A 13,415-nucleotide genomic window follows, 5' to 3' on the forward strand; every position below is an offset into this window, starting at 1 on the left:
GATCAGTCTTCGACTTGCAGAATGGCGAGGAAGGCCTCTTGCGGGACCTCGACGGAGCCGATCTGCTTCATTCTTTTCTTGCCCGCCTTCTGCTTCTCGAGCAGCTTCTTCTTGCGGGTGATGTCGCCGCCGTAGCACTTCGCCAGAACGTTCTTGCGAAGGGCCTTGATTGTCTCACGCGCAATGATGTTGACCCCGATGGCGGCCTGGATCGCCACGTCGAACATCTGCCGCGAAATGATCTCGCGCATCTTCGAAGCCACCGCCCGGCCGCGGTACTGCGACTGGGAACGGTGCACGATGATCGACAGCGCGTCGACCTTGTCGCCGTTGAGCAGGATGTCGACCTTCACCACGTCGGAGGCGCGGTACTCCTTGAACTCGTAGTCCATCGAGGCGTAGCCGCGGCTCACCGATTTGAGCTTGTCGAAGAAGTCGAGCACGATCTCGCCGAGCGGCATCTCGTAGGTCAGCATGACCTGGCGGCCGTGGTAGGCCATGTTCATCTGCACGCCGCGCTTCTGGTTGGCCAGCGTCATGACGGAGCCCACGTATTCCTGCGGCATGTACAGGTGCACGGTGACGATCGGCTCGCGGATTTCCGCCATCTTGCCCACGTCGGGCATCTTGGACGGGTTCTCGACCATGATCACTTCGCCGTCGTTCTTGACCACCTGGTAGACCACGCTCGGCGCGGTCGTGATCAGGTCCTGGTCGAACTCGCGCTCCAGGCGCTCCTGCACGATTTCCATGTGCAGCAGGCCGAGGAAGCCGCAGCGGAAGCCGAAGCCGAGCGCCTGGCTCACCTCGGGCTCGTAGTGCAGCGAGGAGTCGTTGAGCTTGAGCTTCTCCAGCGCGTCGCGCAGCGAGTCGTACTCGCTTGCTTCGGTCGGGTAGAGACCCGCGAACACCTGCGGCTGGATTTCCTTGAAGCCCGGCAGAGGCTCGCTGGCGGTGGCGGCCGCACCGCCGGTGCCAGCGCGGATCAGCGTGACAGTGTCGCCGACCTTCGCCGCCTGCAGCTCCTTGATGCCGGCGATGATGAAGCCCACCTCGCCCGCTTCGAGCGACTGGCGCGGCTCGGTGTGGGGCGTGAACACGCCGAGGTTGTCGGCGTTGTACGTTGCGCCCGAAGCCATCATCTTGATGCGCTCGCCCTTGGCGAGGCGGCCGTCGACCACGCGCACCAGCATGACGACGCCGACGTAGGCATCGAACCAGCTGTCGATGATCATCGCGCGCAGCGCTGCATCGGGATTGCCGCGCGGCGGAGGCACCTTGGCGACGATCGCCTCGAGGATCTCGTCGATGCCCATGCCGGTCTTCGCGGAACAGGGAATCGCATCGGACGCGTCGATGCCGATCACGTCCTCGATCTCCGCCTTCGCGTTGTCGGGGTCGGCCTGCGGCAGGTCCATCTTGTTGAGCACCGGCACCACTTCGACACCGAGATCGAGCGCGGTGTAGCAGTTGGCCACCGTCTGCGCTTCGACGCCTTGCGATGCATCGACGACGAGCAGCGCGCCTTCGCATGCCGACAACGAACGGCTCACTTCATACGAGAAGTCGACGTGGCCCGGCGTGTCGATCAGATTGAGGTTGTAGACCTGCCCATCGCGTGCCTTGTACTGCAGCGCGGCGGTCTGGGCCTTGATGGTTATCCCACGCTCTTTTTCGATGTCCATCGAGTCGAGAACCTGCGCTTCCATCTCGCGCTCCGCGAGGCCGCCGCAACGCTGGATCAAACGGTCTGCGAGCGTCGACTTGCCATGGTCGATGTGCGCAATGATCGAAAAATTTCTGATGTGATTCATCAACGGGAACGCTTAAGTACTTGAATTGGCTCGTACGCAGAGTGCTACAGGCAAGAAAAAAGGGCGCGTCTTCTGGAGACGCGCCCTGAACCAACAAGCAATGGCAACTGCAGTAGTTGGAGCTTCATTGTAGGCAAAAAGGGAAGCGCGTACATCCGGGAACAGGGTCCAAAGGGGTCGTTGCAGGTCCACAACATCAAAGATATGAACAGGTTATCAACAGGATCAGTGAAGCAGTTACTGAACAACTTGTGGGCGATCTGTGGAGCACCGGTGGACTGCTATCTGACATCTCGCATGGTGAAGGTCGGGCGACTCCTTATGCGCCGACCAGCCGCCGAGAGTGCCCTATTCTACCGAAATCCGTCCTTAGCCCTTCTAAAAGTTAGTGATCGCAAACAAAAACCGGCGTTTTCGAGGCCTATGATTTTTTTAGAGGCCGGCGTCGGAACGTCGTAAACACCTCAAAAAAACGGCCCCAAACCCGACTGCCGGGTGGGGCCACTTGACGCCAGGGCCGGATCAGCGTGTCTGCCGGATCAGCGCGTACTGCGCCCAATCGCCGCGGCGGAACAGGATGCTGAGCGACTTGCTCTTGTCGGACTTGGCAACGGCGGACTCGAATTCGCGCGCATTCGACACGTCGGTATTGCCGACCGCCATGATGATGTCGCCCTCGCGCAGACCCGCACGGGCCGCGGCTTCGCTGGCGGCATCGACCTTCACGCCGCCCTTCACCTTCAGCTCCTTCTTCTGTGCATCGGTGAGGTCGCTCACGGTCAGGCCCAGCGACTTGGCGGCGGCGGATGCCGGCGGCTTCTGCGCCTGCTCGTCGCGATCGCTCGCGCGCTTGCTTGGCTTGTCGGGCTCGATCTCTGCAATGGTCACGTTGAGATCGCGCGAGGCGCCACGGCGGAACACCGTGAGCGTGCTCTTGGTGCCCGGCTTGGTGTTGCCCACCAGACGCGGCAGGTCGCTCGGCTTCTCGATGGGCTTGCCGTCGAACTTGGTGATGACGTCGCCCGGCTCGACACCGGCCTTCTCGCCCGGCGAACCGGCCTCGACGCCTCGCACCAGCGCGCCCTGCGCCTTGCCCAGGCCGATGGCCTCGGCCACGTCCTTGGTGACCTGGTCGATCTGCACGCCGATGCGGCCACGCGAGACGCGGCCCGAGGTGCGCAGCTGGTCGCTCACGCGGATCGCTTCGTCGATCGGGATCGAGAACGAGATGCCCATGAAGCCACCCGAGCGCGAGTAGATCTGGCTGTTGATGCCGACCACCTCGCCGCGCATGTTGATCAGCGGGCCGCCCGAGTTGCCGGGATTGATGGCCACGTCCGTCTGAATGAACGGCAGGTATTCGCCTGTGTCACGCTGCTTGGCGCTCACGATGCCGGCAGTGACGGTGTTCTCGAGGCCGAAGGGAGAGCCGATGGCCATCACCCACTCGCCCACGCGCAGCTTGGAGATGTCGCCGACCTTCACCGCGGGCAGCCCGGTCGCTTCGATCTTGACGACGGCGACGTCGGTGCGCTTGTCGGCACCGACGATCTTTGCCTTGAACTCGCGCTTGTCCGGCAGCGTGACCAGCACCTCGGACGCGTCCTCGACCACGTGCGCGTTGGTCATCACGTAGCCGTCGGGCGTGAGGATGAAGCCGGAGCCGACGCCGCGCGGGCGCTCTTCCTCCTGAGGCTGCGGACGATTCTGGCGCGGCCCCTGCCGCGGCTGGCCCGGCAGGGGCTGGCCGAAGAAGCGGCGGAAGAACTCCTGCATTTCCTCGTCCATCTCGCCGTTGCCGCCGCGCTGCGCGACCTTCTCGACAGTACGGATGTTGACCACGGAAGGGCCGACCTGATCGACCAAATCGGTGAAGTCGGGCAGCGTGCGTGTCTGCGCGTGGACCGGCTCGACCGGAAGGAAAGTGGCGCCAGCCGTCAGGGCGAGCGCGAAAGCCAGCAGACCGGAACGAAGCTTGTGTCCCTCGACTTTGAAGATCATCGGTTTTCTTTCAAAAGAACAGAGCGGCTGAAAAACAAGTGCTATGAGTCTGCGCCGAGTGCTTGGTTCAGCGCAATCGGCGCCCGTGCGATCTGCCTGCCGGCGAATCAGCGCGTTCGCGCGAGGCTCTGGGCGAATGCATTGAGCGTCTGCTGCGGCACCTCGCCGACTGCCGTCAGCCACCAGTCGCTGGCCGGCTCGGGCAGGCGACGGCGGATGGCGTTGGTCGCGCCGATGGTCAGCACGCCATCACGCGGCGCGCGCGCCGGGTCGTAGCGTTCGATGAAGAGCGACACCGAAGCGAGTCCGTCGGAGAAGGTCCACTGGACCGTGCCCGCATCCTGCTTCGACTTGCCGCCGCCGTCGTCACCTGCCACAGGGCGACGGAAGAAGCTTCGAGGCTTGAATCCGGCCACGGGCGTGCGCAGGGTCCAGCCTTCGTCCTGCGCGTTGCTGCGCTCCAGCTCGAGCTTCTCGATGCGGTAGCCCGACGTGTTGGACATCATCTGGGCGAGCGCCTGCGCCTTCACCGGCGCGTCGAGTTGCAGCTCGGAAAACGCCGACTGCTCCACCACGCGGGAGTCGCTGTCGACGGTCTGCAGCTTCACCACCAGGCCGGAGCGGCGCTCGCTCCAGATCCGGTAGCCGAAGCGCAGCCCGTCATGAGGCACCAATTGCACTACGTCGGCATCGAAGCCGGCGACACGGTCCTTGCCGATCGCGCGCACGTCGTAGAAATCGCCGATGGACGAATCGGGCTTGTCCGGCAGGTTGGGGAAGAGATCGAGGTTCTCGCGCTTCTCGACCTTCACCACCTTGGCCTCCGGCAGGAAGGTCATGACGTTGCGGTTGCGCCGGAAGGTCGAACGCGGCGGCCCCGACAGAGCCTCGATGCGCTCGATCTGGTGCTCGCCATCGCGCACGTGCCAGATGCGCGCGCTCGACAGATCCCCGCCCGGCGCCGACACGACGAAGGTGCCCACGTAGTTGCGCTGCCGTGCGCCGGTGTGCATGCGCTGCAGCCACTCGGTCACGCTCATCGCCGGCGGCTCGTCCGTCTGCGCCGTTGCCGCGCTCTTCGCATTCGCAGTGCTCGAGCGGGTCTGCGCGGTGGCAGCCTGCGCCAGGCAGAAAGCGGCAAACACAAGCACGAAGGCGCGTGCGGAGATCGGCATCGGAACGGTCATTACGGGCGGCTACGGGTGCGCGCGCTCAGCGCGTCGGGCCCTCGAAAGTGGCATTGCGCAGGAAGCCGGAAGGCATTTGCGAGGCACCGCCAGCCTGCTGGTGCGCTTCGAGAAGTTGATCGAGACGGGGATCACGCAGCATCACCTGCGGGTTGCCGTTGCCCACGATCACGCGCGTCGGGGTCAGCGTATTGCTCGCCGCCTGCGGACCATTGACCGCAGCCGCAGCCAGCACCGAATTGACGGCCGGCTGCTGTTGCTGCTGGACGGAAGCCAACTGCGCACCGCCCTGTTGCACGGCCGAGCCATTGCCGACCAGAGTCCAGCTGATGGCGGCAACGGCCATCAGCGATGCTGCGCCCGCCACCAGCTTCCAGCGGAACACCGGCTCGTTCGCCGCTTCCGCCCTGCGCTGCACGGGCACCGCCACCGGCACTGCGACGGGCTCCGATACCGGAGTCACCATCACCGGCTCCGCTGCCAGCCGCTGCTGGAAGCGCGCCAGGAACGCGGAGGTGTCGCTGCACGGCGAATGGGAACCGGAACGCAGCACGTCGCCCACCACGTGGTAGGCCTGCCAGGTCGCACGCGATTCGCCTTCGGCGCAGACAGCGTCGATCGCCTGCGCGAACGCCTCACCCTGCAAATGACCATCCGCAAGTGCGGACACCTGTTCCCGAACCGTCATCGTCTGATTCATTTCATTCACCTGCTTACTTACCAACGCTTGCCGGACTGGTTGTCCAGCAACGGCTTGACCCTGGCCGAAATGGCCTCGCGCGCCCGGAAAATACGCGAACGCACCGTGCCGATGGGGCAATCCATGACCTCGGCAATCTCTTCGTAACTCATGCCCTCGATTTCGCGCAGCGTGACTGCCTGCCGCAGCTCGGCGGGAAGCGCTTCCATGGCTGCCTCGACGGCACCGGCGATTTCGTTCGCCGCCATGACCGATTCGGGGGTTTCGTCGCTGGTTGGTTCGTTTCCAGGACGGTAAGTTTCATCATCGTCCTCGGAAGAAGGCCTCAGGGCCGCCTCGGAGACAGTCGGATCGCGCTTCATGTCCACCAGCGCCTTCTTTGCGGTGTTGACGGCGATCCGGTAGAGCCAGGTATAGAACTGCGCCTCGCCGCGGAACTGGTGCAGGGCCCGGTACGCGCGAATGAAGGTTTCCTGCGCGATGTCCTCGATCAGGTCGACATCGCGCACCATCCGCCCGATCAGGCGTTCGATGCGGCGCTGGTACTTGATGACCAGCAGCTCGAACGCCTTCTGGTCCCCGGCGACCGTGCGCTGGACCAGCTGGAAGTCGACCTCGCCCGGACGCGGCGCCACGGCGGGCGCGTCGGTCAGGCCGGAATCCGGCGGCACGGGCGGGGAAGTGGTCATCGACGAAGGTTCAGGGCGCGTCGGCCGGAGCGGTCGCACGCCAGGTGTCGGCCGCGGGTGCCGCGGACGGGGGGCGCGAATATACCGCGCGGCGCAGGTCGCGCCAGCGCTCCGGCATGGCCCGCTGCTCGATCCAGATCCAGCGGCGGGCACGCCCCGGCTCGTTGAGCCGCACCAGCATCAGGGACTGGAAATCGAGCGCCACGAATATCTGGGCGGCATGTACGGCGCGAGTGGCGCGGCCACCCGTCAGCGACCAGTAGAGGCCGTCGAAATGCAGGACGCCCGCACCCTCCTGCCGCAGACCGAAGCCCGCAGCCACACCCGCGAAACCGACACTGAGAACCAGCAGCAGCTGGCGCCATCCGACGCTATCGAAGAGATAGCAGGATGCGCCCGCACAGATGGCCCCGAGGGCCCAGAGAACGACAAGAATCCGGGTCGCGCCACGCGAGCGCCCCACCGGGTAGGTCACCGACGGCGCGCTGTGCATGGCAGAGCAATGCTCAAGCGCGCTTGAACACCAGCGTACCGTTGGTGCCGCCGAAGCCGAAGTTGTTCTTGACCGCGACGTCGATCTTCAGATCGCGCGCCTCGTTGGCGCAGTAGTCGAGATCGCACTCCGGATCCTGGTTGAAGATGTTGATGGTCGGCGGGCTCTTCTGCTCGTGCAGCGCCATCACCGTGAACACCGATTCGATGCCGCCCGCGCCGCCCAGCAGGTGGCCGGTCATGGACTTGGTCGAATTGACGACGAGCTTCTTCGCGTGATCGCCGAACGCCAGCTTGACCGCATTGGTCTCGTTGACGTCGCCGATCTGCGTGGAAGTGCCGTGCGCGTTCAGGTATTGCACCTGGTCGGCGTTGACGCCTGCGTTCGACAGCGCCATGGCCATCGAACGGCGCGGGCCGTCGACGTCGGGCGCGGTCATGTGATACGCATCGCCCGTCAGGCCGAAGCCGGCGACTTCGGCGTAGATCTTGGCGCCGCGCGCCTTGGCGTGTTCGTACTCCTCGAGCACCAGCACGCCGGCACCCTCGCCCAGCACGAAGCCGTCGCGGTCCTTGTCCCACGGGCGCGAGGCCGTTGCGGGATCGTCGTTGCGGGTGCTGAGCGCACGGGGCGCGGTGAAGCCGCCGATGCCGAGCGGGGAAATGGTCGACTCGGCGCCGCCGGCGATCATCACGTCGGCGTCGCCGTATTCGATCATGCGCGCCGAGGTGCCGATGGCATGCAGGCCGGTGGTGCAGGCGGTCACGACCGCGATGTTCGGGCCCTTGAAGCCGTACTTGATCGAGACATGGCCCGAGATCATGTTGATGATCGATGCCGGCACGAAGAACGGCGACACGCGACGCGGGCCGCGGTTTATCAGTTCACCGTGCGTTTCCTCGATCATCGGCAGGCCGCCGATGCCGGAGCCGATGTTGCATCCGATGCGCACGGCCTCTTCATAGGAAAGCGCTTCGCCGGTCGGCAGTCCGCTGTCCTGCACCGCCTGGATGGCGGCGGCAAGCCCCAGATGAATGAAGCGGTCCATGTGACGCGCTTCCTTCTCCGAGATGTATTGGGTGATGTCGAAACCCTTGACCTCACCTGCGAACTTGCAGGCGAAGGCGCTTGCATCGAACGCGGTGATGTTCGCAATGCCCGACTTCCCGGCCAACAGGTTGGCCCAGGATTCGGTTACGGAGTTTCCGACAGGAGCGATGCAACCGAGTCCGGTAACGACGACGCGGCGTTTGGTCATGCCGGCAAACCTTTCTGGAAGCGCTGAACAGTTGCCTGTCGGCGCGTGCGGTTCAAGAAAAAGCCGCCGGCCGCAGTTGCAATCTTGTCAGCTGGCCTATCAGGCCTTTTGATTCTTGGTGGCGTAGTCGACGGCGTTTTGCACCGTGGTGATCTTCTCGGCATCTTCGTCGGGAATTTCGATGCCGAATTCGTCTTCGAGTGCCATCACGAGTTCGACCGTGTCGAGAGAGTCGGCGCCGAGGTCGGCCACGAAAGCCTTTTCGTTCGTCACTTGGGACTCTTCCACGCCGAGCTGCTCGGCGATGATTTTCTTGACACGTGCTTCGATATCGCTCATTTGGTTCCCTCTGAGGGTTGTAGGTAATCGGTGGATTTTAGCCGGGCGCATTGTGGCATTTGCCGTGCCCCCGGGACGGAGAAAACTTGCGCCTTGCGGCTACATGTGCATGCCGCCGTTGACGTGCAGCTCCTGCCCCGTGACGTAAGACGCCTGGGGCGATGCGAGGTACGCCACTGCGTGCGCGATGTCGGCCGGCTTGCCCAGATGGCCCAGCGGGATCTGCTGGAGCAGCGCCTGTTGCTGGGCTTCGGGGAGGCTGGCCGTCATGTCGGTTTCGATGAAGCCGGGTGCGACGCAGTTGACGGTGATGTTGCGGCTGCCCAGTTCGCGGGCCAGCGCGCGGGTCATGCCCGCGACGCCGGCCTTGGCGGCCGCGTAGTTGGCCTGGCCGGCATTGCCGGAGGCGCCCACCACGCTGGTGATGCTGATGATGCGGCCATAGCGCTGCTTCATCATCGGGCGGATCACCGCGCGAGAGAGCGAGAAGACGGCCTTGAGATTGGTGTCGAGCACCGCATCCCAGTCGCTGTCCTTCATGCGCATGGCGAGCGTGTCGCGCGTGATGCCGGCGTTGTTCACCAGCACGTGGATGGCGCCGTAGGCCTGCACGATCTCGTCGATCAGGGCCTCGACGGCGGCGCCGTCGTTGACGTCGAGCGCACGGCCGCGGCCGTCGTATGCGCTCAGGGCCGCGGTGATCTTGGCCGCGCCATCGTCGGTGGTACCGGTGCCCACGACCTTGAGGCCGCGCTGCGCCAGCTCCAGCGCGATCGCCGCGCCGATGCCGCGCGTCGCGCCGGTGACCAGGGCAACCTGCCCTTCGAATTTGGGAATGCTCATAAGAAAAGTATGGGAGCCTTGCGCCGGTCAGCCGGCGAGCGATTGTCGGGTGTCCGCGAGCGTTGCCGGGTCGTACACCGACGCGGCCTCGAGATCGGGAGCGATGCGCTTCACCATGCCGGCCAGCACCTTGCCGGGGCCGCACTCGATGATGGCGGCTACACCGCGCAGTTTCAAGGCCTGCACGCTCTCGACCCAGCGCACCGGACCGGCGGCCTGGCGCACCAAGGCATCGCGGATGCGGTCGGCGTCGGTTTCGATGGCGACGTCGATGTTGTTCAGCACCGGGATCTGCGGCGCGGCCAGCGTGACGGAAGCCAGCTTCTCGCGCAGCGCTTCCGCGGCCGGCTTCATCAGGCTCGAATGGAACGGGGCGGAAACCGGCAGCAGCAGAGCGCGCTTGGCGCCGTTGGCCTTGAGCAGCTCGCAGGCCTTGTCCACCGCGGCCTTGCTACCGGCAATCACCGTCTGCACGGGATCGTTGAAGTTCACCGCCTCGACGATTTCCGTGCTGCCGGGGCCGAAACTCGCCGTGACCTCGGCGCAGCCGGCCACCACCTTGCCCGACTCCATGCCGAGCACCGCGGCCATCGCGCCGACGCCGACAGGCACTGCCTGCTGCATCGCCTGTGCCCGGAAACGCACGAGCGGCGCGGCCTGCGCGAGCGTCAGCACGCCCGAAGCAACCAGAGCCGAATACTCGCCGAGCGAATGCCCCGCCACGACGGAAGGCGTTGCACCGCCCTCGGCCAGCCAGGCACGCCATGCGGCGACACCGGCCACCAGCATCACGGGCTGGGTGTTCGTGGTGAGCGCCAGTTCTTCCTTCGGGCCGCTCTTGATCAGCGCGCCGATGTCTTCGCCGAGCGCCTCGGATGCTTCGCGCAGCGTTTCGACCACTGCGGGGTGATCGCCCCAGGCGTCGAGCATGCCGACTGCCTGCGAGCCCTGTCCCGGAAAGACAAATGCAAAGGATTTCATTGTTTTACGCGTCGTCTCGCATTGCGGGCGCCCTCCAGAGGGCACCGCAACGCACTCACTACAGATTCAATAGCACCGCGCCCCAGGTGAAGCCGCCACCCACGCCTTCGAGCATGAGCGTGTCGCCTTTCTTCACCTTGCCGGAGCGCACGGCCTCGTCGAGCGCCAGCGGGATCGACGCGGCGGAGGTATTGCCGTGCTCGTTGACCGTGACGATCAGCTTCTCGCGCGGAAGCTTCAGCTTCTTGGCCGTGCCTTCCATGATGCGGATGTTGGCCTGGTGCGGGATGAGCCAGTCGATGTCGGAGTCGAGCTTGCCGGCCTTGGCCAGCGTGGCGCGCGCCGCCTCCTCGAGCACGCGGACCGCGAGCTTGAAGACAGCCTGTCCATCCATGTGCAGCAGCGGCGTGCCCAGCACGTTGCCGCCCGACACATGGCCCGGCACGCAAAGAATGCCGACGTGCTTGCCATCCGCGTGCAGGTCGCTGGCCAGGATGCCGGGCTCCTCGCTCGCCTCGAGCACCACCGCGCCCGCACCGTCACCGAACAGCACGCAGGTGGTGCGGTCGTTGAAGTCGAGGATGCGGGAGAACACTTCGGCGCCCACCACCAGCGCGCAGCGCGCGGTGCCGGTGCGGATCATCGCGTCGGCAACGGTCAGTGCGTAGACGAAGCCGCTGCAGACCGCCTGGACGTCGAACGCCGGGCAGCCGGCAATGCCGAGCTTGTTCTGGAGAATGGCGGCCGACGACGGGAACACCATGTCGGGCGTGGAAGTGGCGACGATGATCAGGTCGACGTCGCTGGCCTTGCGGCCGGCGGCCTCCAGCGCGTGCCTGGCCGCATGAAGGCCAAGGTCGCTGCTGGTGACATCCGGCGCGGCGAAATGCCGGGCGTGAATACCGGTGCGCTCGACGATCCACTGGTCGGAGGTTTCGATGCCTCGCGTTGCCAGATCCTTGGCGAGATCGTCGTTGGTCACGCGGCGTGGGGGCAGGTAGCTGCCGGTGCCGGTAATGCGTGAGTAAGGAGTCATCAAACGTGAAGGGCCGTCGCGTCGACCGGCGCCGCCGGCTCCTGCCGCGCGAGCAAAGGCGCGGCGTGGGCGATGCGGGCCCGCACGCGATCGAGCAGGTTGTTGCGAGCGGCATCATAAGCGCGATCCAGGGCGTGGCCGAAAGCCACTTCGTCGGCCGAGCCATGGCTCTTGAAAACCAGCCCGCGCAGGCCCAGCAAGGCCGCGCCGTTGTATCGACGATGGTCCAGCCGACTTTTGAACGCTTTTAGAACCGGGTAGGCAACAATTGCCGCCAGTTTGGTGAAAACGCTTCGCGAGAATTCGACGCGAATAAACTCCCCGATCATCGAAGCCACGCCTTCACTGGCCTTCAACGCCACATTTCCGACGAAACCGTCACAGACGACGATGTCGGTCGTGCCCTTGAAAATATCGTTGCCTTCCACGTTTCCGTAGAAGTTCAGATCCTTGGAATTGGCAGCCGTACGCAGCAGTTGGCTTGCCTTCTTGATCGTTTCGCTGCCCTTGATGGCTTCTTCGCCAATATTGAGCAGGCCGACCGAAGGCGCCTCGTTGCCGGTCAGCGCCGACACCAACGCCGAACCGAGCACGGCAAACTGAAGCAGGTCTTCCGCGTCGCAATCGACGTTGGCGCCCAGGTCGAGCACGGTCGTCGCCCCGCCCTTGGCATTGGGAAGCTGCGGCGCAATGGCCGGGCGATCGATGCCCTCGAGCGTCTTGAGCAGATAGCGTGCGATCGCCATGAGGGCGCCGGTATTGCCGGCGGAAACGGCCGCCTGGGCGGCGCCGTCCTTGACCTGCTGGATCGCGACGCGCATCGAAGAATCCTTCTTCTTGCGCAAGGCGATTTCGACCGGATCATCCATGCCCACGACCTCGCTGGCTGCGACGATGCGGGCACGCGGATGCGAGGCGAACCCCGCCAGCGCGGCCGGCGCACCGACAAGCAGCAACGAGGCTTCGCTGTGCCGCTCGAGAAACGCGCGGCAGGCCGCGAGCGTGACGCGCGGCCCATGGTCACCCCCCATGCAATCCACGGCGAGCGTGATTGCGGAAGGCGCAGCAGTGATTTCGGGAGAAGAAGGCGTAGCCATCAAAACAAAGGCCCGACGCTACGACAAAAGTAGCTTCGGGCCTTGGCCTTGGGATGCGGGATCAGGCTTCGGACTTGTTCTTGAGCACCTGGCGGCCACGGTAGAAACCGTTGGGGCTGATGTGGTGACGCAGATGCGTTTCGCCCGTGGTCGGCTCGACGGCAATGCCGGGAACGACCAGTGCGTTGTGGGAACGGTGCATGCCGCGCTTGGAAGGCGACTTCTTGTTTTGCTGGACGGCCATGATGGCTCCTGGACTGTTAGGTTGGTGATTGGATGCGGGCTCAAGCGGTGGCAATACAAGAAACCGGGCGGCATGCATGGAATGCCTTTTTCCCCTTGGTCGTTTCTCGTATCGCTGCTCACGGCGGCGCGCGCGAAGCCCATGATTATAGCCCAGCCTGCGGGAAAGGGCTACTTTCCCTCTTCCGGCTTGCGCGAACGCAACGCGCCGAGCACTGCGAAGGGGTTCGGCTTGGCCTCTTCAGCCGCCTTGAAGTCCTCGTCGCTGGAAGAAAGCTGCACCGGCGTGGGGCAGACATCGTGGGCCGGCATGACGGGGATTTCCATCAGGAGCTCGTCCTCGATCAGCGCATGCAGGTCGAAATCCCGGCTCACGACGAGCAAGTCCTCCTCGGATTCCTCGTCTTCCGCCTCGGCGACGGCCTCGTTGGCCACGAAGCGGAACCAGCGGTCCACGGCGATCGGGGTGTCGACCGGCGACAGGCAACGCTGGCAAACCAGCGGCACGACAGCCTCTGCTTCCAGGTGCAGCCACGGCACGGGCTTGCCGTCAGCGCCGGGGCGATCTTCGCCATGGGCGGTCCAGTGGACCACCGCATCGGGCGCGGGAACCGCCAGTTCGGCGACCAGGCGTTCGTATTTCGGGACCGGATCGGCGGCTTCCAGCGTGGCGCCAGCGGCGGCGAAGCCGGGCACGTTGAGCCGTTCGGGGGCGAATTCTCTCTTCATCCGCG

At 65.0% G+C, this 13,415-nt stretch carries 14 protein-coding genes; all 14 read right to left on the minus strand.

Annotation, left to right across the window (positions count from 1 at the left end):
• Nucleotides 1-2: 2 nt before the first annotated feature.
• Complete coding sequence (gene lepA, locus BMY35_RS24685; protein WP_093205024.1) at nucleotides 3-1,814, minus strand: translation elongation factor 4; 1,812 nt, start codon at nucleotides 1,812-1,814, stop codon at nucleotides 3-5.
• Nucleotides 1,815-2,336: 522 nt separating this feature from the next.
• Nucleotides 2,337-3,815: a DegQ family serine endoprotease gene (locus BMY35_RS24690; RefSeq protein ID WP_093205026.1), complete on the minus strand. Its 1,479-nt coding sequence runs from the start codon at nucleotides 3,813-3,815 to the stop codon at nucleotides 2,337-2,339.
• 107 nt (nucleotides 3,816-3,922) lie between these two features.
• The gene (locus BMY35_RS24695) at nucleotides 3,923-5,002 is read right to left on the minus strand and encodes a MucB/RseB C-terminal domain-containing protein (protein ID WP_093205029.1); all 1,080 of its coding nucleotides are present in this window, start codon (nucleotides 5,000-5,002) and stop codon (nucleotides 3,923-3,925) included.
• A gap of 25 nt (nucleotides 5,003-5,027) precedes the next feature.
• Nucleotides 5,028-5,702 carry a sigma-E factor negative regulatory protein gene (locus BMY35_RS24700; RefSeq protein WP_093205033.1) on the minus strand — a complete coding sequence of 225 codons (675 nt, stop codon included), beginning with the start codon at nucleotides 5,700-5,702 and terminating at the stop codon, nucleotides 5,028-5,030.
• A 17-nt stretch (nucleotides 5,703-5,719) separates the two neighbouring features.
• Nucleotides 5,720-6,391 (minus strand): RNA polymerase sigma factor RpoE, encoded by a 672-nt coding sequence (rpoE, locus tag BMY35_RS24705; protein ID WP_093205035.1) that lies wholly within the window; start codon nucleotides 6,389-6,391, stop codon nucleotides 5,720-5,722.
• A 10-nt stretch (nucleotides 6,392-6,401) separates the two neighbouring features.
• Nucleotides 6,402-6,884, minus strand: a complete 483-nt coding sequence (locus tag BMY35_RS24710; RefSeq protein WP_093205038.1) for a hypothetical protein — start codon at nucleotides 6,882-6,884, stop codon at nucleotides 6,402-6,404.
• Nucleotides 6,885-6,897: 13 nt separating this feature from the next.
• Entirely contained in the window at nucleotides 6,898-8,142 is a 1,245-nt protein-coding gene (fabF, locus tag BMY35_RS24715; protein ID WP_093205040.1) for a beta-ketoacyl-ACP synthase II, read from the minus strand.
• 99 nt (nucleotides 8,143-8,241) lie between these two features.
• The gene (gene acpP / locus BMY35_RS24720) at nucleotides 8,242-8,481 is read right to left on the minus strand and encodes an acyl carrier protein (protein ID WP_007830471.1); all 240 of its coding nucleotides are present in this window, start codon (nucleotides 8,479-8,481) and stop codon (nucleotides 8,242-8,244) included.
• A 99-nt stretch (nucleotides 8,482-8,580) separates the two neighbouring features.
• The gene (gene fabG / locus BMY35_RS24725; protein ID WP_093205043.1) at nucleotides 8,581-9,324 is read right to left on the minus strand and encodes a 3-oxoacyl-ACP reductase FabG; all 744 of its coding nucleotides are present in this window, start codon (nucleotides 9,322-9,324) and stop codon (nucleotides 8,581-8,583) included.
• 27 nt (nucleotides 9,325-9,351) lie between these two features.
• Nucleotides 9,352-10,305: an ACP S-malonyltransferase gene (gene fabD, locus BMY35_RS24730; RefSeq protein ID WP_093205045.1), complete on the minus strand. Its 954-nt coding sequence runs from the start codon at nucleotides 10,303-10,305 to the stop codon at nucleotides 9,352-9,354.
• A 58-nt stretch (nucleotides 10,306-10,363) separates the two neighbouring features.
• Complete coding sequence (locus BMY35_RS24735) at nucleotides 10,364-11,341, minus strand: beta-ketoacyl-ACP synthase III (RefSeq protein WP_093205048.1); 978 nt, start codon at nucleotides 11,339-11,341, stop codon at nucleotides 10,364-10,366.
• Nucleotides 11,341-12,438 (minus strand): phosphate acyltransferase PlsX, encoded by a 1,098-nt coding sequence (gene plsX / locus BMY35_RS24740; protein WP_093205051.1) that lies wholly within the window; start codon nucleotides 12,436-12,438, stop codon nucleotides 11,341-11,343. The genes BMY35_RS24735 and plsX overlap by 1 nt, the downstream gene beginning before the upstream one ends.
• 61 nt (nucleotides 12,439-12,499) lie before the next feature.
• Nucleotides 12,500-12,682 carry a 50S ribosomal protein L32 gene (rpmF, locus tag BMY35_RS24745; protein ID WP_007830466.1) on the minus strand — a complete coding sequence of 61 codons (183 nt, stop codon included), beginning with the start codon at nucleotides 12,680-12,682 and terminating at the stop codon, nucleotides 12,500-12,502.
• 170 nt (nucleotides 12,683-12,852) lie between these two features.
• Nucleotides 12,853-13,410, minus strand: a complete 558-nt coding sequence (locus tag BMY35_RS24750) for a YceD family protein (protein ID WP_093205053.1) — start codon at nucleotides 13,408-13,410, stop codon at nucleotides 12,853-12,855.
• Nucleotides 13,411-13,415 lie beyond the last annotated feature (5 nt).

This window comes from Variovorax sp. YR750 (assembly GCF_900109805.1).
GTDB lineage: Bacteria > Pseudomonadota > Gammaproteobacteria > Burkholderiales > Burkholderiaceae_C > Variovorax > Variovorax gossypii.

Coding starts and splice junctions, on each gene's coding strand:
- lepA (WP_093205024.1), bottom strand. CDS start 1,814: ATGAATCACATCAGAAATTTTTCGATCATTGCGCACATCGACCATGGC.
- BMY35_RS24690 (WP_093205026.1), bottom strand. CDS start 3,815: ATGATCTTCAAAGTCGAGGGACACAAGCTTCGTTCCGGTCTGCTGGCT.
- BMY35_RS24695 (WP_093205029.1), bottom strand. CDS start 5,002: ATGACCGTTCCGATGCCGATCTCCGCACGCGCCTTCGTGCTTGTGTTT.
- BMY35_RS24700 (WP_093205033.1), bottom strand. CDS start 5,702: ATGAATCAGACGATGACGGTTCGGGAACAGGTGTCCGCACTTGCGGAT.
- rpoE (WP_093205035.1), bottom strand. CDS start 6,391: ATGACCACTTCCCCGCCCGTGCCGCCGGATTCCGGCCTGACCGACGCG.
- BMY35_RS24710 (WP_093205038.1), bottom strand. CDS start 6,884: ATGCACAGCGCGCCGTCGGTGACCTACCCGGTGGGGCGCTCGCGTGGC.
- fabF (WP_093205040.1), bottom strand. CDS start 8,142: ATGACCAAACGCCGCGTCGTCGTTACCGGACTCGGTTGCATCGCTCCT.
- acpP (WP_007830471.1), bottom strand. CDS start 8,481: ATGAGCGATATCGAAGCACGTGTCAAGAAAATCATCGCCGAGCAGCTC.
- fabG (WP_093205043.1), bottom strand. CDS start 9,324: ATGAGCATTCCCAAATTCGAAGGGCAGGTTGCCCTGGTCACCGGCGCG.
- fabD (WP_093205045.1), bottom strand. CDS start 10,305: ATGAAATCCTTTGCATTTGTCTTTCCGGGACAGGGCTCGCAGGCAGTC.
- BMY35_RS24735 (WP_093205048.1), bottom strand. CDS start 11,341: ATGACTCCTTACTCACGCATTACCGGCACCGGCAGCTACCTGCCCCCA.
- plsX (WP_093205051.1), bottom strand. CDS start 12,438: ATGGCTACGCCTTCTTCTCCCGAAATCACTGCTGCGCCTTCCGCAATC.
- rpmF (WP_007830466.1), bottom strand. CDS start 12,682: ATGGCCGTCCAGCAAAACAAGAAGTCGCCTTCCAAGCGCGGCATGCAC.
- BMY35_RS24750 (WP_093205053.1), bottom strand. CDS start 13,410: ATGAAGAGAGAATTCGCCCCCGAACGGCTCAACGTGCCCGGCTTCGCC.